Annotated in this window: 18 protein-coding genes and 4 tRNA genes; 10 read left to right on the top strand and 12 right to left on the bottom strand. The window is 39.2% G+C overall.

Features of this window, described 5'->3' with window-relative positions:
* Nucleotides 1–10 precede the first annotated feature (10 nt).
* The 7 genes from secE to H7U17_RS02575 all read right to left on the bottom strand — a co-directional run bounded on the left by secE (nucleotide 11) and on the right by H7U17_RS02575 (nucleotide 4,888).
* Nucleotides 11–199 (bottom strand): preprotein translocase subunit SecE, encoded by a 189-nt coding sequence (gene secE, locus H7U17_RS02605; protein ID WP_186754468.1) that lies wholly within the window; start codon nucleotides 197–199, stop codon nucleotides 11–13.
* An 18-nt stretch (nucleotides 200–217) separates the two neighbouring features.
* A tRNA-Trp gene (locus tag H7U17_RS02600) sits at nucleotides 218–288 on the bottom strand.
* A 111-nt stretch (nucleotides 289–399) separates the two neighbouring features.
* Entirely contained in the window at nucleotides 400–1,587 is a 1,188-nt protein-coding gene (gene tuf, locus H7U17_RS02595; RefSeq protein WP_186754466.1) for an elongation factor Tu, read from the bottom strand.
* Nucleotides 1,588–1,647: 60 nt separating this feature from the next.
* A tRNA-Thr gene (locus tag H7U17_RS02590) sits at nucleotides 1,648–1,719 on the bottom strand.
* Between the two features lie 38 nt (nucleotides 1,720–1,757).
* Nucleotides 1,758–1,830 (bottom strand) — tRNA-Gly (locus H7U17_RS02585).
* A gap of 225 nt (nucleotides 1,831–2,055) precedes the next feature.
* Nucleotides 2,056–2,138 (bottom strand) — tRNA-Tyr (locus tag H7U17_RS02580).
* A gap of 167 nt (nucleotides 2,139–2,305) precedes the next feature.
* Nucleotides 2,306–4,888, bottom strand: a complete 2,583-nt coding sequence (locus tag H7U17_RS02575; protein ID WP_186754464.1) for a M1 family metallopeptidase — start codon at nucleotides 4,886–4,888, stop codon at nucleotides 2,306–2,308.
* Between the two features lie 50 nt (nucleotides 4,889–4,938).
* Between H7U17_RS02575 and H7U17_RS02570 the strand changes: the two genes are divergently transcribed.
* The 3 genes from H7U17_RS02570 to frr all read left to right on the top strand — a co-directional run bounded on the left by H7U17_RS02570 (nucleotide 4,939) and on the right by frr (nucleotide 6,816).
* On the top strand, nucleotides 4,939–5,433 hold the full coding sequence (locus H7U17_RS02570) for an acetyl-CoA carboxylase biotin carboxyl carrier protein subunit (protein ID WP_186754462.1): 495 nt from the start codon (nucleotides 4,939–4,941) through the stop codon (nucleotides 5,431–5,433).
* A 100-nt stretch (nucleotides 5,434–5,533) separates the two neighbouring features.
* Nucleotides 5,534–6,244, top strand: coding sequence for a UMP kinase (gene pyrH, locus H7U17_RS02565; RefSeq protein ID WP_186754460.1), 711 nt, complete (start codon nucleotides 5,534–5,536; stop codon nucleotides 6,242–6,244).
* Nucleotides 6,245–6,255: 11 nt separating this feature from the next.
* The gene (gene frr / locus H7U17_RS02560; protein ID WP_186754459.1) at nucleotides 6,256–6,816 is read left to right on the top strand and encodes a ribosome recycling factor; all 561 of its coding nucleotides are present in this window, start codon (nucleotides 6,256–6,258) and stop codon (nucleotides 6,814–6,816) included.
* A 55-nt stretch (nucleotides 6,817–6,871) separates the two neighbouring features.
* Here the strand turns inward: frr and H7U17_RS02555 are convergent, their stop codons facing one another.
* On the bottom strand, nucleotides 6,872–9,505 hold the full coding sequence (locus H7U17_RS02555; protein ID WP_186754457.1) for a DUF5686 family protein: 2,634 nt from the start codon (nucleotides 9,503–9,505) through the stop codon (nucleotides 6,872–6,874).
* A gap of 295 nt (nucleotides 9,506–9,800) precedes the next feature.
* On the opposite strand from H7U17_RS02555, the gene H7U17_RS02550 reads away from it, so the two are divergent.
* The 5 genes from H7U17_RS02550 (at nucleotide 9,801) to H7U17_RS02530 (ending at nucleotide 21,202) form a co-directional block, all read left to right on the top strand.
* Nucleotides 9,801–9,974, top strand: coding sequence for a hypothetical protein (locus H7U17_RS02550; RefSeq protein WP_186754455.1), 174 nt, complete (start codon nucleotides 9,801–9,803; stop codon nucleotides 9,972–9,974).
* 1,401 nt (nucleotides 9,975–11,375) lie between these two features.
* Complete coding sequence (locus H7U17_RS02545; RefSeq protein ID WP_186754453.1) at nucleotides 11,376–14,549, top strand: SusC/RagA family TonB-linked outer membrane protein; 3,174 nt, start codon at nucleotides 11,376–11,378, stop codon at nucleotides 14,547–14,549.
* A gap of 18 nt (nucleotides 14,550–14,567) precedes the next feature.
* Nucleotides 14,568–16,433, top strand: coding sequence for a RagB/SusD family nutrient uptake outer membrane protein (locus H7U17_RS02540; protein WP_186754451.1), 1,866 nt, complete (start codon nucleotides 14,568–14,570; stop codon nucleotides 16,431–16,433).
* Between the two features lie 99 nt (nucleotides 16,434–16,532).
* Complete coding sequence (locus H7U17_RS02535) at nucleotides 16,533–19,865, top strand: VCBS repeat-containing protein (RefSeq protein ID WP_186754449.1); 3,333 nt, start codon at nucleotides 16,533–16,535, stop codon at nucleotides 19,863–19,865.
* Nucleotides 19,866–19,888: 23 nt separating this feature from the next.
* Entirely contained in the window at nucleotides 19,889–21,202 is a 1,314-nt protein-coding gene (locus H7U17_RS02530; RefSeq protein ID WP_186754447.1) for a vanadium-dependent haloperoxidase, read from the top strand.
* A gap of 58 nt (nucleotides 21,203–21,260) precedes the next feature.
* Here the strand turns inward: H7U17_RS02530 and nadD are convergent, their stop codons facing one another.
* From nadD to H7U17_RS02510, 4 genes are read right to left on the bottom strand one after another with little or no spacing between them, the layout of a single operon-like run.
* Nucleotides 21,261–21,827 (bottom strand): nicotinate (nicotinamide) nucleotide adenylyltransferase, encoded by a 567-nt coding sequence (gene nadD / locus H7U17_RS02525; protein WP_186754445.1) that lies wholly within the window; start codon nucleotides 21,825–21,827, stop codon nucleotides 21,261–21,263.
* A gap of 6 nt (nucleotides 21,828–21,833) precedes the next feature.
* Complete coding sequence (gmk, locus tag H7U17_RS02520; protein ID WP_186754443.1) at nucleotides 21,834–22,403, bottom strand: guanylate kinase; 570 nt, start codon at nucleotides 22,401–22,403, stop codon at nucleotides 21,834–21,836.
* Between the two features lie 12 nt (nucleotides 22,404–22,415).
* Nucleotides 22,416–22,688: an anti-sigma factor gene (locus H7U17_RS02515; RefSeq protein ID WP_186754441.1), complete on the bottom strand. Its 273-nt coding sequence runs from the start codon at nucleotides 22,686–22,688 to the stop codon at nucleotides 22,416–22,418.
* Nucleotides 22,689–22,718: 30 nt separating this feature from the next.
* Nucleotides 22,719–23,309, bottom strand: a complete 591-nt coding sequence (locus H7U17_RS02510; protein WP_186754439.1) for a sigma-70 family RNA polymerase sigma factor — start codon at nucleotides 23,307–23,309, stop codon at nucleotides 22,719–22,721.
* A 135-nt stretch (nucleotides 23,310–23,444) separates the two neighbouring features.
* Between H7U17_RS02510 and H7U17_RS02505 the strand changes: the two genes are divergently transcribed.
* Nucleotides 23,445–24,284 carry a lysophospholipid acyltransferase family protein gene (locus H7U17_RS02505; protein ID WP_186754437.1) on the top strand — a complete coding sequence of 280 codons (840 nt, stop codon included), beginning with the start codon at nucleotides 23,445–23,447 and terminating at the stop codon, nucleotides 24,282–24,284.
* A gap of 65 nt (nucleotides 24,285–24,349) precedes the next feature.
* A complete protein-coding gene (locus H7U17_RS02500; protein WP_186754435.1) occupies nucleotides 24,350–26,614 on the top strand; it encodes an ATP-dependent helicase in 2,265 nt (754 codons plus the stop codon).
* Nucleotides 26,615–26,720: the final 106 nt, after the last annotated feature.

The raw sequence follows: 26,720 nt of genomic DNA, 5'->3' as shown, positions 1-26,720 counted from the left end.
ATTGATTCAATTAAAACAAATCATAAAACCATTTCATGACATTCTCGAAGCTCAGATCTATTAAGCCGATTACAATGGCAAATATCAAAGAGGCAACAAGAACCAATACTGCATTACTTTGCAATGTCGCGTATTTTGGCCATGTAACCTTGTTCTTCATTTCGTCAATTGACTCGATAACAAAGTTTTTTACGTTCATGGTATATGATTTTAATTGCACGGGCAGAGAGATTCGAACTCCCATCAACGGTTTTGGAGACCGCTATTCTGCCATTGAACTATGCCCGTGTACACTTTTACATCCCAAAAGGAATGCAAAAGTAGGTATTATTCTATAAAGAAACAAATGCGATTCTGAAAATTTCAGAACCGCATTTGATTTTATATCTTGATCAAGTATTAGTCAAGAATTTCAGTTACCTGTCCAGCACCTACAGTTCTACCACCCTCACGGATAGCGAAACGAAGTCCTTTCTCAAGAGCAACAGGGTTGATCAATGTAACATCCATAGAAACGTTATCACCTGGCATTACCATTTCAACGTTTTCAGGAAGTTTAATTTCACCAGTTACGTCTGTTGTTCTCAAGTAGAATTGAGGACGGTATTTGTTAAAGAATGGAGTGTGACGTCCACCTTCCTCTTTTGACAATACGTAAACTTCTGCAGTAAAGTGAGCGTGAGGAGTTACAGACCCAGGCTTACAGATAATCATACCTCTCTTGATCTGAGCTTTTTCAATACCTCTTAGCAAAAGACCTACGTTATCACCAGCTTCTCCTCTATCCAAGATCTTACGGAACATCTCAACACCTGTTACGGTAGACTTAAGACCTTCAGCACCCATACCGATGATATCTACAGGATCACCAGAGTTGATTACACCTCTTTCAATTCTACCAGTAGCTACAGTACCACGACCAGTGATCGAGAATACGTCCTCTACAGGCATCAAGAAATCTTTGTCAACAAGACGCTCAGGAAGTGGGATATATTCATCTACTGCACCCATCAATTCCATTACTTTTTCTTCCCACTCAGGCTCACCATTAAGTGCACCAAGAGCAGAACCAGCAATAACTGGGATATTGTCTCCGTCAAAGTCGTAGAAAGAAAGCAATTCTCTTACTTCCATGTCAACTAGCTCAAGAAGCTCAGCATCATCTACCAAATCAACTTTGTTCAAAAATACTACTAGAGCTGGTACACCTACCTGACGAGCAAGAAGGATGTGCTCTCTAGTCTGAGGCATTGGACCGTCAGTGGCAGCAACTACTAGAATAGCACCGTCCATCTGCGCAGCACCAGTTACCATGTTTTTCACGTAATCGGCGTGACCAGGACAATCTACGTGAGCATAGTGTCTTGATTCAGTTTGATATTCTACGTGAGAAGTGTTAATGGTGATACCTCTTTCTTTCTCTTCTGGAGCGTTATCGATAGAAGAGAAATCTCTTAATTCAGAAAGACCCTTTCTGGCCAATACAGTAGTAATGGCAGCTGTCAAGGTAGTCTTACCATGATCGACGTGACCAATAGTACCGATATTTACGTGCGGTTTGGAACGGTCAAAGGTTGCTTTTGCCATGCGTGAAAATCCTCTGTTTAGTTAATGATATGAATTAGTTAAATTTTGCTAATGTCACTGAGCCAACGACGGGATTTGAACCCGTGACCTCTTCCTTACCAAGGAAGCACTCTACCCCTGAGCTACGTCGGCTGATAACATTTAATTTGTCTACGCTATAAATAGCATAGAGCGGGAGACGAGGCTCGAACCCGCGACCTGCAGCTTGGAAGGCTGCCGCTCTACCAACTGAGCTACTCCCGCTTATACTCTAATACTTTTATGCTATTTCTAAATCGACTCCCTGAGAAAGGGAAACGCTTTAGAATACCCTCGTGAAAAATCCACTCAGGATTAATTTTATACATACCAAAATCTTGCAAAAGAATATCAACTATTGACAATAATTTCAATCGTCGTGTTCCTTTATGAAGAACTTTTGCTGTATAGTTTTCACAAATTTAGTAATATTTATGAAAATATAAAGTGTGGGGGAAACAGGATTCGAACCTGTGAAGACATAAGTCAACGGATTTACAGTCCGTCCCAGTTGGCCGCTTTGGTATTCCCCCATCTGGCAAAATTTCAAACTTCGTTTCGACTGTCGAACTCTTTTGTTCTTTTTTGTTTGTCTTAACGGATGGCAAAGGTATACCCTTTCTTGAAAAGTTCAAAACTTTGGCTAAATATTTCTCATCTTTTTCACACCTTTTTCTTTAAGCTTTTCGTAATCAGTGAATTAATTTTCATCTAAATAGGGCAGCAAAAAATACTCTTCTGCTTTCTGGGTTTCCAAATCCTTTTCTTTAAGGTAAACTGACCTTAACTTTTCCTGCATTCCAGGATCATCTATAAATCCAAAAAGTGCCTGAAAAGCGGCCAGCCTCACATGGCTAGCACGGTGTCCTTCTGCCAAGCCCAATAAATTTTTAATGGCTCGACCACTCCCCTCATCGGGCATCCTTACAAAATAATCACTGTAAAAACCGATCAAATAATACAAAGAATTTCCGCTGGTGGCTTCAAATTTCTTATGAAGCCACTCTCCCTTGCCTCCTATGGACGCTCGGCTGTAATAATCAATCAAAGGCACCAAAATTCTTATATTATCCTCTCCCTCAAACGACTCTGCTACAATCTCCTTCCCTACTCCTTCTTCCGTACTTTCCAAATAGGCCGTCAAGGCCGCACTCGAAACATAATAGGATGAATCCTCCATCCATTCCAGAAACCTGTTACGACTGATTTCATCCTCTAGTGATCCTAGCTTTTCTATAGCGGCAGCACGAACACTATTATTGGGATCCTCGGCGGCCAATTTCCTTACGATATCCAGCACTCTTTCTGATTTTGATTGATCTACTAATCTACTCAGCGATATCTCTCTGATCGGCCAATAAGCATCAGCTAATCCCCTTTCTAAAACCCATAGTATTTCATTTTCCTCCAAGTCCAAACTACTCAAACTGTCCAAAGCCTCATATCTAGCAACACCGCTTATGGACTTTTCGAACTGATTCATAAACTGTTGCTTACTCCGATTAGTGCTGTTCTTCGAAAGGATTGTCTTATACTCATCAAATAAAACCAAATCCAAAGGGACTTCATTCTCCAAAGCAAACTGCTGCACTTTTCTATCAAGAACAAAGGCTTTCTCCTTTCGCCGTCCATTATCATACCAACTCACCGTAAAGGGTAATTGGTATAATGGAAATTCCTTAAGATCCTGAGTTTGCATCACCGTTAGAAGTATATTTTCCGGAACAGAATAGTCCACTTTGATCTTTAACTCAGGGTGACCGGAATCCAAAAACCATTGGTTGAAGAACCAGTTCAGGTCCTGACCCGAGACTTTTTCCATGGCCAATCTCAAATCATGGATCTCCACCGAACTAAATGCATTTTCAGTCAAATAATATTTTAAACCTTCAAAAAATGCCTTATCTCCCAAATAGCTCCTCAACATATGCAGCACACGCCCCCCTTTCGCATAAGAATGACTATCAAACATCTCCTCACTGTCTTCATATTCATATCGAATCAGGTCCACCTGCTTGGTGTTGGCTTCATAAAAGTAAGTCTCCATTTCTCCGATATGATGAAGATCAGCCGCATCACGTCCTTCTTTATGTTCGTACCAGAGATATTCCCCATAATTGGCAAATGCTTCATTTAAGGGCAGATTAGACCAGGACTCTGTGGTCACAAAATCTCCAAACCACTGGTGAAAAAGCTCATGCGCAATAATTCCTTCATATTCATTATCAATTGCTTCACGAGCATTCATATTGAGCTCTTCCATAAAAATCGATGCCGTAGTATTTTCCATGGCCCCGGACACAAAATCACGGACGACTATTTGATCATATTTTTGCCAAGGAAATTCAACACCCAATAGTTTTGAATAAAAACTCATCATCTCAGGGGTATTACCAAAAACTTTGGCAGCCCCTTCTTTGAAGTCTTCTTCAACATAATAATTCACTGGTCTTCCCTTCCACTCATCTTCCACTTTGGCAAATTCACCTATAGCAATAGCCACCAAATAAGGTGCATGTGGCAGGTCCATTTCCCAATGATCCGTCCTTGTGCCATCCCCATTGACAACTTGACCTATCAATTCCCCATTGCTTATCGTCGTCAACCTGTCTTCTACTGTCAACCGAATATCATGAGTAGCACGTTCATTGGGAGCATCTATCGTCGGAAACCATTTAGAGTTATGTTCTGTCTCTCCCTGCGTCCAGATTTGCCTAGGCTTATTATCTTTACCTTCTGGATTGATAAAGTATAAGCCCTTATTATCTTTAATTGCTTCACTACCTTTCCCACTATTTTTATTTGGATGGGCGGTATAATTTACCTTGAGTTTCAAAGTGTCCTTCGCAGTAACCTCTTTAGGCAGGTACACTTTCAAGACCTGACCATCATACCTCATACCCAAAGGCTGCTCTTTTTGATTTTCCACCAAGCTTACTACATGGAAATCAAAATCTTTTGCGTCCAGCTCCAAAAACTTTTGATCATAGAAATAAGGTTTTAATTGTAATAAAGCTTTACCATTGACCAGCTGCCTCTCCCAGTCAAAACTCAAATCCAAACTAAAATGCAACAGATCAAACTTTCTCTCCCGACTGGCTCTATAATCAGAAAGTGCACGCTCTTTACTTTCGACCAGTTCTTGATCATCCATCTTTTCATCTTGCTTCACTGGAACCTGAACCGTTTCTGGGATTTCAGGCTTCACCATTGGCTTTTGAGACTGACAAGCATCAAAGACTAAACTCACCAAAACAAGTGCGAAAGAGAATTTTAAATTCATAAAAGCTTATTATAAGATAAATAGTATATTGTAATGCTAAATTAAATCAAATGTACTCAGTATCCATAAACGAAGAAAACTTTAGTATTGAGCATGATGGCGACGATTTTTTGATTAATGGAAAAGCCTTGAACTGGGACCTACATCAATTCAACGAAAGCCAATTCAACATTATATATAATCACAAATCTTATAATATTGAATTGGTCAACTTGGACCACAAAAAAAAATCTCTCACGCTGAAACTGAACAACAAACAGGCAGAGATCCAAATCCGAGACAAATTCGACCTACTCCTAGAAAAACTTGGAATCAATGGTAGAGAAGAAAATAAAGCCCAATTTATCTCTGCCCCAATGCCAGGATTGATTTTAGACATCAAGGTAAAAGTGGGGGATCCTGTTAGTAAAGGCCAAGCACTCCTGGTCCTGGAAGCCATGAAAATGGAAAATATTCTAAAGGCGCCCGCAGATGGTCAAGTAAAGGAAATCCTGGTATCTAAAGGTGATAGTGTAGAAAAAAATCAAGTATTGATACAATTTTAGAATCCTAGATTTATTTTTCTGGGCTCAAGAATTTATATTTGTCGAGTTTATCTATTCTATAATCAATCTAGTATTTAGCACTCTGCTAACCAAACACATTATGAAATACAAAAGAATTCTGCTTAAACTCAGTGGTGAAGCTTTGATGGGGGAAAATGGATATGGAATCGACTCCAACAAACTCAAGCAATATACCCAGGAGATCAAAAAAGTTAAGGAACTGGGAGTTGAAATCGCCATTGTAATTGGAGGTGGAAATATTTTCAGAGGGGTACAGGGTGAAAAAGTAGGCATCGACCGCGTGCAGGGTGATTATATGGGAATGCTAGCAACTTTGATTAACGCCATGGCTTTACAAAGCTCCCTTGAGCAAAACGGTATGTACACCAGATTGATGTCAGGAATAAAAATCGAAAGCGTTTGTGAACCATTCATCAGGAGAAGAGCCATTAGACACCTTGAAAAGGGACGTATTGTAATATTTGGAGCTGGAATAGGTAATCCTTATTTTACTACAGATTCCACAGCCAGCTTAAGAGCGATAGAAACCGAAGCTGAAGTGGTCCTAAAAGGAACAAGGGTCGACGGTGTTTATACAGCTGATCCAGAAAAGGACAAAAATGCAGAAAGATATACCAATATATCTTTCCAAGAAGTTTACGAAAAAAACCTCAATGTCATGGATATGACTGCTTTTACCCTTTGCCAGGAAAACAACCTGCCTATTATCGTGTTTGACATGAATAAAGAAGGTAATCTTCAGAACTTGGTAAAAGGTGAAGATGTGGGTACTTTAATAAAATCTAATTAAGCTATTATATAATGGAAGAGATACAGCTAGAACTCGATGCAGCCAAGGAGCAAATGCAAAAATCAGTAGACCATACTGCCGCAGAACTGCTAAAAATCAGGGCTGGCAAAGCCATGCCCAATCTTTTGGATGGCATCATGGTTGATTATTATGGAGCCCCTACCCCAATTCAGCAGGTAGCTTCTATCAACACTCCAGATGCCAGAACATTATCCATCAAACCTTGGGAGAAAAACTTGATCGGAGAAATAGAAAAATCCATCATTAACTCCGACCTTGGATTGGCTCCTCAAAACAATGGAGAATTGGTGATGTTAACCATCCCGCCTTTAACTGAGGAAAGAAGAAAGTCTTTGGTTAAGCAAGTGAAGAATGAGTGCGAGAATGGCAAAATCAGTATCAGAACAGCAAGAAAAGACACCAATGATTCTTTGAAAAAACTCCAAAAGGACGGTGCTCCTGAGGATGACATTAAAAGAGCTGAGGATGCTGTTCAAAAACTTACAGACCAGTTCTCTACAAAAATTGACAACCTATTTACTAAAAAAGAAGCCGAAATTATGACGGTTTAATTTTCAATATGGAAAATCTTCAAAGGCCTATGAGCAATCATAAGGCCTTTGTTTTTTAATCAATATTGATAAATGAGGCTACACCTATCCGCACCCCACTTCTTTGATATTTGCTGTTTTCAAATCCAGCTCCAAATTCTACTCTGAATAAACGGAACAAATTATCCAAAGAATATCCTATCTCCCAGTAATGAGGACTCTCCTCTGTTTTAAGATAATTAAAAAACAGGTTTTCTCTAATCCCCGAAAACCTTAATACAGGAAATTGTGTAAAAAGAAACTTTCTGAACTGGTAATGAATAATAGAACTAATATAATTCCTCTGGGTACTATACCGGTAGTAATCTAAGAATCGATAATTATTCACAGTACCCATATTGGAAAAAACTGTTCTATTTCCTCCAAAATGCTTATAATCCATGAAATAAAGCTTTTCTCTATTGACAAAATCACCTGCTTTAATATTGAAGTCAAGCTTACCACTCACCCCAAATTTAAAACCATGTTTTATACCTATTTCTAATTGATCAAAATTGGCAGCAGCATCCTCTAAACCTACATTTGCCAAGCCTTTCCTATAAACAAAGCTAATTAGTGGAGCAGTATTATTAAGGGAATATCTTTCACCGTTTCGCTCATAAAACTTCAACCCAGGCCTCCACTGCATTTCCCAATCCAAAATCAATGATTCGTTAGGCTCAAAAGCCATATCCACTGCTTCTATATTCGCCGGTCTATTTAAGGTATATTCCCTCCCCGGCTTGTTATAGAAACTGTAGTTATTGTTATTTTCTAACTCCCCCCTGTCCAAATAGCTAAGAGACAACTTATAATCAAACACCTCACTGATTTTATGATCAAAATAAAGTTTTAAAAACCTTTGTTCATAAAGCTTCATATAATTTTGCCGGAAAGAGAGAGAGTAAAAGGCATTCACCTGTTCATTAATTGGTTTATTGGAATTAAACTGATAAATAAAACTCCCACCTTTTAAACCGTAAGACATCTCCCCTTCATTTTCCTTTCTGGATTTTCTAAAGTCCACAGTACCATAAAATTTTTTGCTCGAAAAGCCATACCGTAGTTCAGGACTAATACTCCATGAATTTGAATTTAAAGAAATACTATCCTCCCTCTCCACCTTAAAATAACCTCCGAAACCTATTTTAAAGCCTTCCACTGTATTAAAAGATATCTTGCTCCAATTTGGACTAAATCCGACGGACAATCCATTTCCAAAATAATATTTACCCCCTCCTAAAACATCGAGGGCATTGAATTTTCTCTTGACCCCGTCAGCAAGGGAGTCCACATTGGATCTTTTTGACGCTTCCACTTGTGCCAGACTATCATCCCTTTTATACCCCTCAATTTCTTTTTGGGTCAATTTCACAGGCCTGATACTATCCCAATAAGCCATCCCTCTCTTTTCAGCCAATGAATCAATACTATATTCCCTCTTAGCAATGACTTCAGCATCATTCCTTTCTTTTAAACGCTCCTTTTCATACTGATTGATCACTTTTCTAAAATCCTTTCTACTCATCTGCTCCATATCTCCCAAATCTTTTACAGAAATGCTTCTTGCATTTATTTCCTCTACATCATCAGGGATATTTTCAATATTTTCATCTAGTATTGCTGTCTCTACTTTCAAATCCGGATTTAATCTGATCTTATAATCCCTGGTTGAGGCCAAGTATTTATAATGCCCTTTGAATCCAAAAAATTTGCCCGAAAAAGTATAAACATGTGTCAAAGGCATCCAAACATCTTTCTCGACCGATGCATATTGCTGCTTCACACCAATATCAAACCCCATAATACTAGTGCTTAAGCTTAAACTATGAATCGCCCAAAGGTCTTCAATAATATAAATATGACCTTCAAACACCTGCTCCCCCCTTGATCTTGGCCTAACCCTAATCTTATTGACCAAGACCCCGTTTTCATAGAATGTACCCTCATGCCTGAACCTATAGTATACAAATGCAGAATTGGACAATGGCGATACCACCTCATTGATCTTATCTCCATAAAAACTTGCTCCAATATAAGGGGCTGGACTGGTTTGATTATTTTCCCCAGTGGTCCGGATACTGATTACTTTCTCCGAAATTTCATTTGGCTGTTTAAAAGTAATCTCTGAAACGGACTCCGAAGTATAGGCTTCATTAAGTGCTAATCCTTCGTCTTTGAGCTTCTTTTTCATAAAAAACGGTGCGTCCGTCAACTCTCCCGTTCCTTTAATATATACCTTCATGCTATACTCTGCCACCTGAAGCCTATGGTATTTTGCTTTGGCAATTGCCTTCCTCATCACCGTTAAGGCAGGATCTTCAGCATCGTCCCTGATTTCAACCTCCTCCAAAGCATAAACTTGGGGCTTCAGGACAAATTCAACTTCCTCCCAAGCACCTTTTACTTCAATGTTTCTTTGAGCAAACTCATAACCTAAATGCTGAACAATGACATCATAATACCCTGGGGCCAATTCAATTTCAAAGACTCCCTCTTGATTAGTAGGAACCCCATCATTAAGATTTCTTATTAATATGGACGCATAGGCCAATGATTCTCCAGCCTCGTTTCTCACAGTTCCTCTTATTCCTTGCCCCGAACTCAAATAACATATCAGAAGGAAAAAACTCAATAAGACGACTAACTTGATATAAAAAGAACTGCCCATACAAAATGTACATGTTTCAGTGGAATAAATTAATCATATCCTAAGATATAAAAAGCATGCATGTAAATAAATTTAGCTAGGCCAATTCTAAAAATTGTTCTCCCCATAATAAAGGGCACAAAAAAAGCTTCCTTAAGAAGCTGTTAATTAAAGAAGGGACAGCCATGAGCTGCCAATTCTTTTCCATTTATTTAAACCTTACGATTTAAATATACCTTGGCTTATTACAAAATCAAAATTTTAGAACAAGTAATTCTTTCCTGTTTACTCATATTCCCTTTGCATTATATCTGCTATGCACCAGTACATTTTACTATTCAAATCAAAACATGCTCTCCAAGACAGCACAGATCTCACAGAAATGATCGATTCTTCCTTTCTACCGATAGCTAAATCCCAAGAATCCCCGACATGGGCTGAACTGGCTGTGGGAAATCAGATGACTGGTGTGAAAACTGTCCAATATTAATGAATTTAACATTTTTAACGTTCATGCATTAACCCGTGTTTACCCCCTAGTTAAGCCGTGTTTATCCCGTGTTTTAGCCGTGTTTCTCTTATCAGAAACAGAGACTAGTCCTAGGGTTATCTTCGGGTCGTCTTGAACTTACCCTCACCTTAAGTCCTAGAAGAGCATGGGTACATATCCTTAAATATTTTAGCAAAAAGAAGCCTAAGCCTTTTTTTGTCATCGTGATAAGCCAACATTCCCTCAACCCTAAAGGAGCCCAATACCTGATTTGATTTTTAGAATGGTTGGGGCAGCTGATGGCTCAGATAAGATTTTCTTTCTTTTACCAGATTTTGATCAACGCATAGATCTCAATCCTGATTATGTCAAATTGTAGCATTGGGCTCCAATAAATGCATTAAAAAGGAACAGATAGATTGTAAATGCTTGAATTAATCCAACAGATGAGGATAGCTTACTCCCTTTCTACTTGATGACGAGACACAAGAAGATCCGTCAGGAAACAGGTTGCTAAAGTTGAGGATATTACTGGCCAAAACCGTTTGTTTTAACCCTATTTATACAGAGTCAAAACTTAACTGGAACAATTGACAATACTAAATTATTTGGTATCTGTGCAATAGTAGCCATACATATAAATAAGTCCTTATATGAAATAATGTGGCTAAACATTAATGACAAATAATATCTTATCTGGTCCTCAAGCCCCCAAATGTATTGATAAATGTCCACCTGTTCACCCTGGCGTAGCGACAGATTTCCCTACCTCCCGGCCTTTGGGCTGGTTTCTTTTTTCACCTGTAGGAAAAAAGTAGCAGTGGCGATCAGGTTAATATTGCGCTAGAATATGGTAAACAAAAGTAAAAGTTACCCACAGCAAACCATATAGAGCCAATATATTATGATTTATTGCAATTCCCGTCACTTTAAAAAAATGACTAAATAAGCAAACGAAAGTGCCCTTAGTCAGAATTCCCTTTTTACCACAAAAAATACCTGAGAATTATTTAAGTGTAAATTACACACAAAAAAATTTTATTTGGATTGATTCACTAAAACCATTTATCCATATCTTAAATGTCAAAAAAACAATTATAAAAACCAAATAATAACCATTTTTTAGCAAAAAATCCAAATTATATATTTCAACAAACGATTGAAATATTATATTATTAGTAGATTTTAATGATTTTAACTCAACAACCGATTTCGGATAATAAATCAGCAGTCATAACCCTCTAATATTAAAACAATCATTATCAATTACTGATAATATTGAAAAATTTATAAGGTAAAATATCTATATGTAAAAATCACGTATTGCAATTGTCCCATTAAACAGTCATTTTTATGTAATATATTATTATAACCTTTTAACAAATTTTAACAATAACCCACATGAGAAAAACTCTACAAAAGTTGAGGGTCCTCCTGTTATGCACGGTGTTTCTAACAGCAGTGCAATCGATAACATACGGACAAAGTAGAGAGGTAACCGGTTCGGTTATTTCTTCTGAAGACAATCAACCTTTACCGGGTGTTTCTGTTTTAGTACAGGGCACCACGAAAGGGACCATCACAGATTTGGATGGTAATTTCAAAATCACCTTAAACCCGGGTGAAAATGTTTTAACTTTTTCATTCATCGGATTTGAAAGTCAAGATGTAACCGTTGGCAATCAAACCAACCTATCTATCACCATGAACGAAGACCTAAAATCTCTGGGAGAAGTGGTCGTTGTTGGTTACGGTGAGCAAAAAAAGGAAACCGTCACAGGTTCCGTAGCATCAGTAAAAGGTACTGAATTAGCTAAATCCCCTGCTACAAACATTTCCAATTCCATCGCCGGTAGAATGCCAGGTGTAGTCGCTGTAAACCGTAGCGGAGAGCCTGGTTATGATGGATCAGGTATTCGTATCCGTGGCTCAAACACTTTAGGTAATAATAATGCCCTAATCGTGATTGATGGAATACCTGCCAGAGCAGGTGGTTTCGAAAGACTTAACCCAAATGATATTGAAAGCATCTCTGTATTGAAAGATGCTTCTGCGGCCATTTATGGTTCCAGAGCAGCAAATGGTGTTATCTTGGTAACTACCAAAAGAGGTAAAAGCGGCAAGCCAGAACTATCCTATCAGTTCAACCAAGGATGGGGTCAACCAACTGTATTGCCTGATATGGCGGATGCCGCCCAGTACACTGAAATGCTTAATGACCTAAGTGTTTATGAATTACCGGCAGAGGAATGGCAAGCAGCTAATGACGCCTATAAAACAACAGGTGTCTACACCCGCCCGAACGGTCAAGAAAGAGCTGCTCCATTTACTCCAGAAGATATTGCAGCCTATCGCGCCGGCGGTGATCCATGGAACTATCCCAACACAGACTGGTATGATGAAACCCTTAAAACATGGTCTCCCCAGGTAAGACATAACCTACAACTTAATGGTGGTAGTGAAAACGTAAAATATTTGGCTTCCCTAGGCTATCAAAACCAAGATGCTTATTATAAAAATGCGGCAACTGGCTATAAACAATATGACATGAGAATTAATCTTGATGCAAAAATCAACGATTATATCAGTGTCAAACTGGGTGTACTAGGTCGTGAAGAATTCAGGTTCTTCCCAACAAGGAGTGCAGGAGCTATCTTCCGTATGCAGGTTAGAGGTAAACCTCACCAACCAGCCTACTGGCCAAACGGGCTTCCGGGACCTGATATCGAAAACGGAGAAAACCCTGTGGTGATCACCACCAATGCTACTGGTTACGACAGAGACAAAAGGGATTATTTCCAGTCCAATGGTGAATTGACTATCAAGATCCCAGGTGTAGAAGGTCTTAAATTTGTCGGAACGGCAGCCGTAGATAAACTATCCAGAGACCTTAAAAGATGGGAAACGCCCTGGACACTTTATGAAAGAGGCAGCGGTTTTGAAGATGATGGTGTAACTCCAGTATTGGTTCCTAGTAAAAGAGGACCTGCTGAACCAAGACTTCGTCAGCAACACTATAATCAGCTGAATATCCTTTTGGGAGGTGTTTTCTCTTATGACAAAACATTCAATGAGGACCATACCATTAATATTTTGGCTGGTACAAATAGAGAAACTGAAGAAGGCGATAATTTCTTTGCATTCAGAAGGTACTTTATCTCTCCTGCCATTGACCAAATGTTTGCCGGTGGTGACTTGGAAAAAGATAATGGTGGTGGTGCTTACGAAAGGGCCAGACTGAACTATTTCGGTCGTGCTTCCTATAACTATAAAGAAAAGTACCTTGCGGAGTTCCTTTGGAGATATGATGCTTCTTATATCTTCCCTGAAGACACTCGATTTGGTTTCTTCCCAGGCATCATGCTGGGTTGGGTAGCCTCTGAAGAAGATTTCTTTAAAAATGCGATTCCAGCACTTGAGTTCTTCAAGATCCGTGGTAGCTGGGGACAGATGGGTAATGACCAAATTTATTTTGAAAACACCCTTCAGGAATACCAGTTCCTTTCCACTTATGGATTTAATAGTTATATCATTGACGGAACAGAGACCAAAACTTTGTTTGAAACTAGGGTTCCCAATACAGCCATTACTTGGGAGGTCGCCAATAATTCCAATATTGGTATAGAAGGTCAATTATTAGATGGAAAAATCTTCTTCGAAATGGATTATTTCTATAATAAGCGTACCAATATTTTATGGAGAAAAAATGCATCAGTACCTCAAAGTACAGGACTTTCCCTTCCTGCCGAGAATATTGGTGAGGTAGCCAACTCTGGTTTTGATTTCCTAATGGGCTACAGAGGCCGCTCAGGTGACTTCAATTATAGCGCAAGTGTGAATGGTGGTTATGCCAAAAACAAAATCCTTTTCTGGGATGAAGCTCCAGGAGCTCCGGAATGGCAACGCTCCACGGGTAAACCAATGAACACTTTCTTGGTATACCAATATGATGGTGTTTTCCCTGACCAGGCGTCAATAGATTCAGAAACATTGGACTACAGCGCTATCACAAATGAATTGAGACCTGGGGACATGAAATATGTGGATTATGATGGTGACGGTGCCATCACTCCAGATGACCGTGTTAGAATGGACCAAAACAATATTCCAATGTTCCAAGGTGGTATTAACCTAACGGCTTCCTATAAGAACTTCGATCTTTCTGTTTTGATCCAAGGAGCTTTTGGTGCACGCCAGTACATCAGTGCAGGTGAGTCCGGTAATATTGGTAATTACTTCTTGGATATCTATCAGAACAGATGGACTGTGGACAACCCAAGTACTGAACACCCAAGAATTGCCAACAGAAGTGACCAATACTATTCAAATGGAAACACTTACTGGTTCAGAAAAGCTGATTATATCCGTTTGAAAAATGTTGAAATCGGCTATAACCTACCTGTAGAAATAGGTCAAAAAGTAGGCATCAGTAACCTAAGAATATTTGCTAATGGATTGAACTTGGCCAACTTCATGAATAAGCTTGGAATTCTTGACCCAGAAACCGATGCTTCTACTGGTCAATACTACCCACAAGCTAGAGTTATTAATACTGGCCTATCTCTCACCTTCTAATAATTAATGGACACGAAGATGAATAAACTTAAAAATATAAGCTACATAGTCTTAGTTACGCTGTCTTCCTGGATGATGGGCAGCTGTAGTGCAGATTTTGTAAATACCGACCCATTGGGAGAAGTATCTGAATCCGATGTTTGGTCTGATGCAGCCTTAGCAGAAGCAGCAGTTACCGATATTTATCGGGGATTAGGAAATGGTGGTTTTGATGAGCAAATGCTAGCTTCTCTAACTGACGAAGCCATATTTACGCACCCTGGACGTGGAATCACCACGATCACAGAAGCAAGATCAAACCCTGCTGATATTGGTTGGGTGAACAATACCCTTTCTTGGGGAAATATGTACAGCTATATCCGTGCTACTAATGTGGCTATCCAAAACCTGACCGAACCAGAATTCCCGAATGATAATGGGATTGTGGACCGACTGATGGGCGAAGCCAAATTCATGCGAGCCTATTATAGTCATCAGTTATTGAGATATTATGGTGCATTCCCTATTGTAGACAGGCCCTACGAATTAGGTGAAGAATCCTATGATGCAGCCCGTAACACTTGGGAAGAATGTGTGGATTTCATCGTTACTGATCTGGACGATGCGGCAACTTTATTGGATGGCAAATCCATGGCTTCTGGCCGCACCAGTAGAATTGCTGCCTTAGCACTTAAGTCTAGGGTACTACTATATGCTGCCAGTGACCTTCATGATGTCCCTACTGCATCAGCAAATTCCTCTGTGATATCCGGTTACTCTAATCCTGAATTCCTTGGATACACATCTGGTGACAGAACCCAGAGATGGCAAAGGGCACAAACAGCTGCCAAAGCGGTTTTGGACAATGCAGATGGCAATTTATTGAACTTAGATGGGCCTGTTTCTCATGAAGAAGGCATCCAAAACTATATCAATAATTCACTTTCAAGAAATGGCGGTGAAAACGAGCTGATATTTGCCAGGTATTTTATTAATGCCAAACAGGAAAACGGTGGCCGCCAAGGCTTGTTCAATGGGCCAAACGGTTATAATAACTGGGCAGGTAATACGCCAATCCAACATTTTGTGGATGATTATGAAATGATGGATGGTACTGAATTCGATTGGGATAATCCTGAGCATGCCTCTGCACCTTATGACAACAGGGATGCTAGGTTCTATGCATCTATCCTTTATGATGGTTCGCAGTGGAAGCCAAGATCTTCAGCTAACCAACCAAGGGATCCTCTTGGTCAAATCCAAACTGGACAGTACGAAATCATTTCTGGAGGTGAAACGGTCATCCACTTTGGCTTGGATACAAGAAATGGCCCTATAGAAGACTGGAACGGTAGTTATACTGGATATTATATGAGAAAGTTCATTGATCCAGACCCTGCCATTGTTGATCAAAACACTTGGCAAGAGATTCCTTGGCCTGTATTAAGATACACCGAAGCAGTATTGAACTACGTGGAGACCTGTATCGAATTGGGTCAAGAAGAAGAAGCCAGAAATTGGTTGAACAAAATCCGCTATAGAGTGGGTATGCCAGCCATTAACGATTCCGGTGACGCCTTAATGGAAAGATACCGTAATGAGAGAAGAATAGAAATGGCCTATGAGGAGCAACGTTATCACGATTGTAGAAGGTGGATGATTCCTGAAGAAACATTAGGAAGAAAAGCCAATGGCATCAATATCGTTGGAGAATTAAAACCAGGAGAGTCACTCAGCCTGTATAGATATGATCCAGATATCTATAATTATTCTTACCAACCTGTTAACATAGATCCAGGTAAGGAAAACAGGACTTGGTTGGACAAAATGTATTTCCTACCTATCCATAGGGATGAAATGAATAGAAATGGAGCCTTGGTACAAAATCCAGGCTATACAGATTAAGCCACGACCTATTGTTAATTTTTAATAAAGAATCTATACCGAACCTAAGTGTTTGGTATAGATTTTTTTATATTTAATTATCCACAACAAACACCCAATATGCTCAAACTCTACTCAGGAATAACCTTATCACTCATCATTAGCTTGATTGTTTCTTGCGAGCCACCAAAGCAGCAGGATGAACCTAAGTCAAACGTAAAACCACTATTTGAATTAGTAGATTCAAAAAAATCCAATATCTCCTTCCAGAACAAACTCACTGAAGGACTTAATACCAACGTACTGATGTACGAATATTTTTATAATGGAGGAGGAGTAGCCATAGGTGATATCAATAATGACGGACTTGATGACATTTATTTCACCGCTAATATGTCAGAAAACAAGCTTTATCTTAACAGAGGTGAAATGGTATTTGAGGACATCACCAACCCTTCTGGTACAAAAGGACGCAAGGGGCCTTGGAAAACGGGCGTTACCATGGCAGATGTAAATGGAGATGGTTTACTAGATATCTATGTGTGCTATTCAGGTAATTTGAGACCAGAAAAAAGAAAAAATGAACTCTACATTAATCAGGGATCTGATAAAAATGGCATTCCCAAATTTTCTGAGGAAGCTGAAAAATATGGAATTGCTAGTTCTGCAACCAGTACCCAAGGGACATTTTTTGATTATGACAAAGATGGAGATCTGGACCTTTACCTGCTTAACCACAATCACAAATCCCTTCCTGTCCTCGATGAATCTAGTACAGCAGAAATACTGAAATCAAAATCACCTGCTGGATCTCAACTTTTTAGAAATGATAATGGAAAATTTATTGAGGTTACGGAAAAAGCCGGGATCAGGAACTCTGCCCTCTCCTATGGCTTGGGTTTGGGTGTTGCCGACATCAATGGCGATGGATGGCCCGACATCTATGAAAGTAATGATTATACTGCGCCTGATTATCTTTATATCAATAATGGTGACGGCACCTTTACCGATGTAATTGGCAGCGAAATGGGACATACCTCCCACTTTTCCATGGGGAGTGATGTTGCTGATATCAATAATGATGGTTTACCAGATATTTTTACACTGGACATGTTGCCAGAGGATAATAATCGACAAAAATTACTCATGGCACCTGATAACTATGAAAAATTTGACTTTAAAGTCAAAGTAGGCTTTCACCATCAATACATGAGAAACATGTTGCAGGTCAATAATGGTAACCAGTCATTCAGTGAAATTGGTCAAATGGCTGGAATATCCAATACAGATTGGAGCTGGGCAGCACTTTTTGCAGATTTTGATAACGATGGCTGGAAGGATTTATATATCACAAACGGATATTTACGGGATTATACCAATATGGACTTCCTAAAATTTATGGGAGATTATGTCCAAAATAACGATGGTAATATCAGGAGGCAAAATGTGTTGGATCTCGTCAAACAAATCCCTTCTTCCAACCTTCACAACTATATGTTCAAAAATAATGGAGACCTTACATTTGACAAAGTAAGCAAGAAATGGGGACTAGACTTTTCTTCCAACAGCAATGGCGCCGCTTACGCTGATCTGGACAATGATGGTGATTTAGACTTAGTAGTCAATAATATAAACCTGGAGGCCTTTGTATTTGAAAATCTAAGTGATACACAATCAGAAAATGCATACCTAAAAATACAACTAAAGGGAAAAGACAAAAACACATTTGGACTGGGCACTAAAATCTGGATATATAGTGACCAAGAAGTTTATTATCAAGAACAAATGCCTACCCGTGGCTATCAGTCCAGCGTTTCTCCAATGATGCATTTTGGAATAGGAAAAGCCAACACCATAGACTCCATCCGCGTGGAGTGGCAAAGTGGAAAAATCCAGCAATTGGAAAATGTCAAACCTAACCAAACTTTGGCGATTTCAGAAGCTGATGCATTGGATAAAAAAAGGACTGAAGAGAAAAACTCTCCGCTATTCACCACTTCACAATCACCCATCACCCCTAACCTAAGCAGAAATAATATAAATGATTTCAAAAGGCAGCCTCTATTAGTTAATCCTCTATCATTTAACAGCCCTACCATGGCCAAAGCTGATGTAAACAGCGATGGACTGGAAGATATTTTTGTTGGAGGCGGACTAGGAGATGCAGCAAGCCTATTCCTTCAAAACCAAAATGGTAGTTTCACTAAATCAAAGGGACAAGCCTTTTTAGCAGACAAAGACAGTGAGGATACAGATGCCATATTTCTAGACATCAATGGTGATGACCATCTGGATCTTTATGTGGCCAGTGGTGGGTATTCCAACTTTATGCCTGAGGACAAAAATCTCCAAGACAGGATTTATATCAATGACGGTAATGGCAATTTTAAAAAATCCAATAGCGCATTGCCAAGCATGCTGGTAAGTTCTGGCACTGTAAGCTCTTCAGACATCAATGCAGATGGTGCTCCAGATTTATTTGTTGGGGGAAGAGTTATTCCTGGAATGTACCCGGCAGCCCCTAGAAGCTATATATTAATCAATGATGGCAAAGGAAAATTTACTGATCAAACCAAAGCAGTGTCCAGTGAGCTTGAGACCCCAGGCCTAGTAACTGATGCACAATGGGCCGATTTAAATGCTGATGGAAAGGACGAATTGATCATTATAGGTGAATGGATGCCCATCAGTATCTATGAACAAGAAGATGGAAAACTTTCCAAGGTCACTGACAAGTATATTGAAGGTAATTATAGCGGTTGGTGGAATACCTTGGAAATAGAAGATCTTAATGGTGATGGCCAAATGGATCTTATAATAGGAAACCAAGGCACCAATACCCAGATACACGCCAATCAAAAAGAGCCTACAGAAATGCTCTATAAAGACTTCGATGAAAATGGTTCTATTGATCCTATTTTGACCTGTTATATCCAAGGTGAAAAATTTCCTTATCTTACCAGAGATGAGCTTTTGGACCAAATGGCCAGCATGAGAACCCGTTTTCCAAGCTATAAAAGTTATGCTCAAGCAAAAATTGCTGATATATTTACCCAAGAAGAACTTAAAGGAGCAAAAGAACTATCAGCCAACTATCTAAAAACCGCTGTATTCTTAAGCAATAGCTCGGGGAAATACACCCCAGCCACTTTACCGCAGGAAGCTCAGGCCTCTCCGATCATGGCCATTGCATGTGATGATTTTGACCGAGATGGAAATATGGACCTGCTCTTATGTGGCAATATTGAAAATGCCAGATTGCGATTTGGGAAATATGATGCTAACTATGGCACCCTTTTAAAAGGGGATGGACAAGGTGGATTTAAATATATCCCACAACATCAATCAGGATTCAAATTAAAAGGAGATGTACGTAGTATTATCAAGCTGAAGGACCAATGGCTGTTTGGCATCAACCAAACAGGTATAGTTGCCTATACCCCTGCCCAATAAAGTATTTAAATCGATTACCTATCATGAAATATTTCAATCAATTCCTCGGACTAATTTTAATAGCCATTTTTCTATTCGGATGTGGCAAAAAAGAAAATAAAAAGATAGCTATCCCAACCTCCTATATAGATGAGGTGACCATTCAAATGACGGAATTGATGATACACGACGTCACCAATCCCCCATTAGCTGCAAGGTTTTTCTCTTATGCCTGTCTAACGGGCTATGAAATCACCTCCCAAAATGACACTAGCCTATCAGACCTACATGGTGTTCTCAATCAATATCCTGATATCAAAAAACCATCAGGATTTCCAGAGCAATCTTACCAGCTTAGTGCTGTTTTAGGGATGCTTCAAACTGCAAAAAAAATACAGCCTTCAGGACCTGAACTCCAATCATTGGAGGATGCCATTTTGGATAGCTGCAGAAATATGGGCGTAGATGAGACGACAATTTCTCACTCTTTAGCATACGCCAAATCCATTAGCAAAGAGATACTAAAATATGCCAAGGCTGATGGATACAATTTAATCAGCAACTACCCTAGGTATTCACCATTGGAAACACCCGGTAGCTGGTACCCAACACCTCCAGGTTATTTTGCCCCTGTTGAACCTTACTTCCACACGGTGAGACCATTCTTTTTGGACTCAGCCCAACAGTTCAAACCAGCTCCACCTGTTGCATTTTCTCCTGAAAAAACTTCTGAATTCTTTAAAATCACCGAAGAAGTATACAAAGTCGACCTCAATGAGGAAAATAAAGAAATTGCAGCATTTTGGGACTGTAATCCTTTTGCACTACAAGACAATGGTCACTTGATGGTTGGCATGAAAAAAATATCCCCAGGTGCACACTGGATGGGTATTACCAATATAGCCTGTCAAAAAGCAGGTCTTTCATTTGCAAAAACCTTGGAAATCCACACCATGGTAGCAGTGACATTAATGGATGGGTTTATCGCCTGTTGGGATGAAAAATATAGGAGCAACAGAATTAGACCAGAAACAGCCATCAGAAAATATATCGATCCAACATGGACCCCATTCCTACAAACACCACCTTTTCCTGAATATCTGAGTGGACATTCAACTGTTTCCACAGCAGCATCGGTAATTCTCACCCACTATCTTGGTGACAATTTTGAATATTCGGACACCGTTGAAGAACGCTACGGACTAAAAGCTAGAACCTATGAATCATTTGCTCAAGCAGCCAATGAAGCAGCGATCTCCAGGCTTTATGGAGGGATACATTTTATGGATGCTATCACCAGAGGCCAGACCCAAGGAAAAAACGTAGGAAACTGGATTGTTGACAAAATCAGTTCTTAATGTCTATATCATAAATAAGGCCTGATAATCAATATTATCAGGCCTTATTTTTTCTTGTTTATTGAAAGAATTTTTTCCCTCTTATATAATCTTCTACTAAAGGCGGTAACAGATAGGTAACAGATTTACCCTCCTCTACAGATTTTCTTATAAAAGTAGCGGAGATATCAATTAAAGGTGCCTCTACAAACTGAACGTTGGGATGTGAATATGCTTTTGACTCCCCAGGTCTAGGATAAACATAGAGCCCATAATGTTCCAAAATTTGTTCTGAATTTTTCCACTTATGGAAATGTGTCAAATTGTCCCCTCCAATGATCAGTTTAAATTCATTTTGGGGATGTTTTTCAGAAAGGTAGGTCAAAGTATCAATGGTATAACTGGGCTTGGGCATATGAAATTCAACATCCTTTGCCCTAAAATGGAAATTTCCTTCAATGGCCAGTTCCACCATTCGCAACCTATCAAATTCGTGCAATAAGGCTTTTCTTTTTTTAAAAGGATTTTGGGGAGAAACCACAAACCAGACCTCATCCAAATCTGTCCTGTCCTGCATGACATTCGCAATGATCAAATGCCCGATGTGAATGGGGTTAAATGAACCGAAAAATAAACCTACCTTCAATTTTCCCTATTTATCAATGAATTCATTGACCAGTGTACCTGCTTTTTGAAATGATTTTTCCATATCATCATTTACCAAAACAGCATCAAATTTATCCTGAAAAGACATCTCAAATTTGGCCTTACTAATTCTCTTTTCGAGGTTTTCAGCGGATTCTGTACCTCTATCCTTTAATCTTTCTGCTAATACTTCCAAGGAAGGGACTTTTACAAAAACAGCCAAGGCTCGGTTACCAAAATACTCTTTGATTTTCAACCCTCCTTTTACATCCACATCAAAGACTACATGTTTGCCACTGTCCCAAATCCTTTGCATTTCTGACTTGAGGGTTCCATAGAAATTCCCTTCATAGACTTCTTCCCATTCTATAAAGGCATCTTCTTCAATTTTCGTCTTAAATTCATCCAGGCTTAAAAAATAATAATCTTTACCATCCTCTTCTTCCCCTCGCTTATCCCGGGTACAAGCTGAAATTGAAAAATCTAAATTATCATGGTTCGAAAGAAGGTGATGAACAATAGTGGTTTTTCCAGAGCCCGAAGGTGCTGAAAAAATAAAAGCTTTTCCAAAAGACATGGTGGTGATTTCTTATTTAATATCTTCGATTTTCTGGCGGATACTGTTAGCCAATTCCCCAGGCACAGATTGTTTTGTACACTTATTTTTAAGTACCTCACGAATAGCTTGCTCTAGGTGATAATGTTCAAAACAGGGCTGACATTTTGATAGTTTTTCTTTCAAAACCTCCTTAGAAGCATCTTTATCCTCACCATCCAAGATGCTTTCCAAAAGCTGGAAGCACTTGCTTACATCACCACACTTAAGTTTCTTTTCTCCGGACGAGTCTATTTTTTTCTCCATGTTCCTTTTAATTTCACTTTCAAACTCAAATCACTCTTCCTCAGTATCATACCCCATATTCTTAGCATAAGAATGTAATTTCTCCTTCAATAAGTTCCTTGCCCTGTGTAATCTTGATCTGACTGTACCGATAGGAATGTCTAAAATCTTGGCCATTTCCTCATAAGTAAAACCTTCAAGATCACATAAAATGATGACAGTTCTGAAATCTACAGCCAAACTGTTGAGCGCATTGGAGATTTCATCCCCCAGCATATCCTTTACCGCGTCTATCCTTAGATCTGAGGTAATATTATAGTCAACACTATCGGAGTTATAATAAGTTTCAACTTCCTGATAATCTACCTTCGATGGCTGCTTACTCTTTTTCCTATACTCATTGATAAAACTGTTCTTCAAAATCCTAAACAACCAAGCCTTAGCATTAGTGCCCTGTTCAAAGGAGTTTATAAAACGGTAAGCTTTTAAATAAGTATCTTGGACCAAATCTTTGGCATCATCCTCATCAAAAGTCAGCCTGAAGGCAAAATTATACATCGAGTCAATATGGGGCATAAACTCATGATCGAATATATTATTCTTCTCTTTATCGGAATATTTTTTCTTCTGTACCTCAGACATAAGCTTCAAAAATAATCATTGACTTAATTTATCACTAATTTTTTGAAAGAATTCGCTTGATTTGATTTATTTTGAGTTCCCAAAACCACGCCTTTCACCTTTCAATAGGACGAGTTTAACGTAACACAGCACTTAATGTTTGCATTCCGCTTAATTTCTTATCTCCCTCTTTGGTTTTTATACTTGATATCAGATGTCTTTTACCTCATCGCTTATTATTTGATTGGATACAGAAAAAAGGTAGTCAGTGAAAACCTGTTACATGCTTTTCCTGAGAAGAGCCCGCAAGAAAGGAAAAAGATCATGCGGGAATTTTACAGAAACCTCACTGATTCATTTGCCGAGACCATCAAACTCATGACCATGGGTAAAGCTGAAATAGAAAAGCGATTTCAACTTGAAAACATGGATCTCTTAAGAGGCCTTTTAGAAAGGGAGCAAGTCATTGTGGGCTTAACCGCCCATTTCTTTAACTGGGAAGGACACCCATTATCCGTCAGGGCCTTGGTCGACGAAAGAATCGAAATTGTTTACCAAAAAGTCAGCAACCCGTTTTTCGAAAAGCTGATGAGAGCCATAAGAAGTAGATTTGGTGGTTACTTAGTGGAAAAGAGTAAATTCCAAAGACACTTTTTAAAACATAGACACCACCCCAGACTAATTGGCTTAGCTGCTGACCAAAGACCCAATAGAGAAGACCAACGCTACCACACTTATTTCATGCACCGAAAAACAGGTTTTTTTGAAGGAGCAGAAAAACTAGCCAAACGATTTGACCTTACAGTGATATTTTCTGAAGTTCATAAGATAAAACGCGGCCATTATAAATTTACCTATCGCTTTGTAACCGAACCACCACATGATACCACAGAACATAGTATTACGGAAAAATTTATTGAATTAACAGAAAAGAACATTCGGGAAGAACCAGCATTGTACTTATGGTCACATAATAGATGGAAAAATAGTAAGTGATCCCGACTTGCTTCCATTTTTCCATTTATATACATTAACTTTGAAGCTTACAGGAGGTTAGAAGCATGGATTATTTAGAAGGATTAAATCCCCCACAAAGACAAGCAGTAGAACATACAGAAGGGCCATTGATGATCATTGCAGGTGCAGGATCGGGTAAAACGAGGGTACTCACTTACAGGATTGCCCATTTAATACATGCAAAGGGAGTCGATCCCTTTCAGATCCTCTCACTCACCTTTACCAATAAGGCTGCCAGTGAGATGAGAAACAGGATTGAAAACCTTATTGGCCTGGAAGCACGAAATACTTGGATGGGTACTTTCCACTCTATCTTCGCCAAAATCCTTAGGGTCGAATCTGAAAAACTTGGATTTCCCTCTAACTTCACCATTTACGATACTGACGACAGTAAATCCCTGATCAAGACCATCGTCAAAGAGATGAAGCTGGACGATAAAGTTTATAAGCCTAACACTGTTTTATCAAGGATTTCAGGGGCAAAAAACAGGTTAATCTCTTGGGAAAACTACCTTAACGACCCATATATCAAAGCAGACGATGAAACGGCCATGAAGCCGAGAATGGGAGAAATATACAGGGCATATCAAAAAAGATTGTTCAAGTCTTCTGCAATGGACTTTGATGATCTATTGTTTAACACTAATGTCCTTTTCAGAGATCATCCTGATGTCCTTAATAAATACCAGCAACGATTTAGATACGTGCTAGTAGATGAGTTTCAGGACACCAATTTATCCCAGTACCTTATCACCAAAAAACTGGCAGCGGTACACCAAAACATCTGTGTGGTTGGGGATGATGCCCAGAGTATCTATGCTTTTAGAGGCGCCGACATTCAAAATATCCTGAACTTTGAAAAGGATTACCCTGATCTGGAAGTTGTAAAACTAGAACAGAACTATAGATCAACAAAAAACATTGTCGAAGCAGCCAATTCCATCATTGCTAAAAACAAAGCCCAGCTAAAGAAAAATGTCTGGACCCAAAACAACAGCGGCGACCTTATTGAGCTTATAAAATCTGCCTCGGACAATGAGGAAGGCAGAATGGTTGCCTCCACTATCTTTGAGGAAAAAAACAATAAAAAGCTTCAAAACAGTGATTTCGCTATACTCTATAGGACCAACTCCCAATCAAGAGCGATAGAGGAAGCCTTGAGAAAAATGAATATTACTTATAAAATTGTAGGTGGTCTTTCATTTTACCAAAGAAAAGAAATCAAAGATTTGATGGCTTATCTTCGCTATGTAGTCAATCTTGATGACGAGGAGGCCTTCAAACGTGTCATCAATTATCCCAAAAGAGGTATTGGGCTAAGCAGTGTTGAAAAGATGCTGGTAGCCGCCTATGAGCACGACATCCCTCTTTGGCAGGTGGTAGATAATTCAAATTCCTTCTTAAGTGGCAGGGCGGCCAATTCAGTATCTGACTTTGCGACGATGATCAAAAGCTTCCGGATGGAATGCGAAAGAAAAGACGCCTATGAAGCAGCTTCAACTATTGCCAAGCAATCCGGGCTTCTCAGGGAACTTTATGAAGATAAAACCATAGAAGGTCTTAACAGATATGAAAACGTCCAAGAATTGTTAAATGCCATCAAAGAGTATGTTGACAATAAGGACAATGAAGACAAGAGTCTCGGTGCATTTTTGCAGGAAATTGCCTTACTAACCGACAACGACAGGGATAAAGATGATACAGATGCAGTTACCTTGATGACGATTCACTCTTCCAAAGGTTTAGAATTTCGTCAAGTTTTTGTGGTGGGAATGGAAGAAGACTTGTTCCCTTCACAAATGATGATGCAAAGCAGGGAGGATTTGGAAGAAGAAAGAAGGCTTTTCTATGTAGCCTCGACCAGGGCTATGGAAAAACTATATTTAAGTTATGCCATTACGCGTTATCGATTTGGAAGATTGCTGAATTGCGAACCCAGCCGCTTCCTTGAGGAGGTGGACCCTAACTGCATGAAGGTCACCAAAAGAAAAGGCATACAAATGGGCCATTCTTATAGGGATCAAGCCAATAGCAGTGAAGGGAAATCTGGATTTATAGGCATCAAGCAGCGACCGACAGTAAGGGCTAATACTACCGCTAAAATCCATACACCAAGTCCAGACTTCAAACCTTCCAACACTAACAACCTGTCTGCGGGAATGAAAGTGGAGCATCCTAAGTTTGGTTATGGCAAGGTTTTAAAGGTAGAAGTAGAAGGTTTAAATAAAAAAGCCACTATAGGCTTCGACAATTTTGGAGATAAGACATTATTACTTAGCTTTGCTAAGCTTCGAATTGTGGAATCCTAGAAGAGAGCAACTTATATGAATACCCCAAGAAAAATCTTCCAGGTAACCTATTCCCTTTTCCCCTCTTAACGACATTTTTTCGTAACTTGAAACAATCGTTAATTAA

The sequence above is a fragment of the Echinicola salinicaeni genome, assembly GCF_014280965.1.
Classification (GTDB): Bacteria; Bacteroidota; Bacteroidia; order Cytophagales; family Cyclobacteriaceae; genus Echinicola; species Echinicola salinicaeni.
The sequence above is the reverse complement of the archived record's forward strand: the minus strand, read 5'-3'. Positions and strand labels throughout refer to the sequence as shown.